The sequence below is a fragment of the Microcoleus sp. ARI1-B5 genome, from assembly GCF_036705795.1.
Lineage (GTDB): Bacteria > Cyanobacteriota > Cyanobacteriia > Cyanobacteriales > Microcoleaceae > Microcoleus.
Genome location: NZ_JAUBVK010000079.1, coordinates 1 through 1312, shown reverse-complemented (window position 1 = coordinate 1312; position 1312 = coordinate 1). Strand labels below are relative to the sequence as shown.

Annotated in this window: 1 protein-coding gene and 1 pseudogene; one reads left to right on the top strand and one right to left on the bottom strand. The window is 37.0% G+C overall.

Annotation, left to right across the window (positions count from 1 at the left end; all coding sequences use genetic code 11):
• Positions 1-157: 157 nt before the first annotated feature.
• Positions 158-1195 (bottom strand): annotated as a pseudogene (locus QUB63_RS34935) (IS701 family transposase).
• On the opposite strand from QUB63_RS34935, the gene QUB63_RS34930 reads away from it, so the two are divergent.
• Positions 1092-1312, top strand: a 221-nt coding sequence (locus tag QUB63_RS34930; protein ID WP_332949970.1) for a hypothetical protein, incomplete at its 3' end; no start/stop codon positions are given. The pseudogene QUB63_RS34935 and the gene QUB63_RS34930 sit on opposite strands and share 104 nt — an antisense overlap.

Genomic DNA, 1312 nt, shown 5'->3' with positions numbered 1-1312 from the left:
TAGGACTTACGCATTGACAAATCAGCCCAAATATGCGTCAATTGCTAAAATTACGGGATTTTTTTGTCAGAGCCAGTTTTTGCCATCACAAACAATTGCAAAAAGCCCTTAAATGCAGAGTTTTTGCTAGTCAATTAATAGGGAACTTAACGGTTAGTTAATGTTCAGCTTTTCGACCTACTTTTTGATCGAGGTAATGGAGAATGAAATCACGGGCTATTTCTAGAGATAAATTTCTTTGAATTTCATACCAATTATCAATCAATGCCTCTGCCCTCATCAATTCTAATTGGACAAAAGCCCGAATTGAACAGAAGAAATGGGTGATAATAGCCGGAGAACTTCTCACCATGAATTTTTTAATCCCACAAAGTTGTTTGATGGCTCTGTGGTAACATTCAATTCCCCAATGTATTGAATGTGTGGTCAGAAAATCACTTCGAGTTATAACTTCAGTCTCCTTTATCTCAGGCAAAAACATGATATAGTATCTCTCTGTGTCGTTTTTGAACTTCTTCTGAAATACTTTCACTTGCCCAATTTTTTTGAGATGAACAACTTGCCCTTCTGGGGGAATATCGAGATTTTTTACAGCCGTGTATGTCCCTGGAATCATAGCCACTCGGCGGTTTTTGGCTATCCCCATCATAAAACCTAGTTTTTGGTTTCTCAAAAAATTTAAGTTTTCTTTACTGGAATACCAACTATCTCCTGTCACCATCTGTGGCTGTAATCCCCACAATAACACTTCCGCTAGCATTTCCCGAAAATAATCATTTTTGGTTTTTCCATCCGGTTTGTTATATATCCGATAATTGACGGGTACAGACTTACTATTGCTGTCGGTGTAATACAATGTAATCAGATTAATTCCTTTCACCGTCCGGTGCTGATTCCCTGACCAAAAATATCCAATATATTCAGTTAAATTGGGGTAACATTAAGGCTTTTCAATAACTGTGTCATCTGCACTTAATGTCCCACCTATTAACTCAATATGTGGTTTGAGTTCATTAAATAAATCCTTTGGTTCATATCTTTCCCTTAACAAAAAACGGTTAATACTATCGTGAGATAGTCCATCTAAAATCTTGGATAGCCGACAGCAACCTGAATATTTAGACTCAGCTAAAAGAAAATATGTGTACTTGGACAGGTCACAAAGTGCGGTGGATGGCTTAGTTCTGGTTCTAATATTTTTTCTCTCCCGATCGCTTGAGCAATTTTACCTAATGCTGTTTGTTTTGGGAATTGAATTCACCTCTGTTCCAGATATACACAATAGAGTTATTTTGTCAATGCGTAAGTCCTA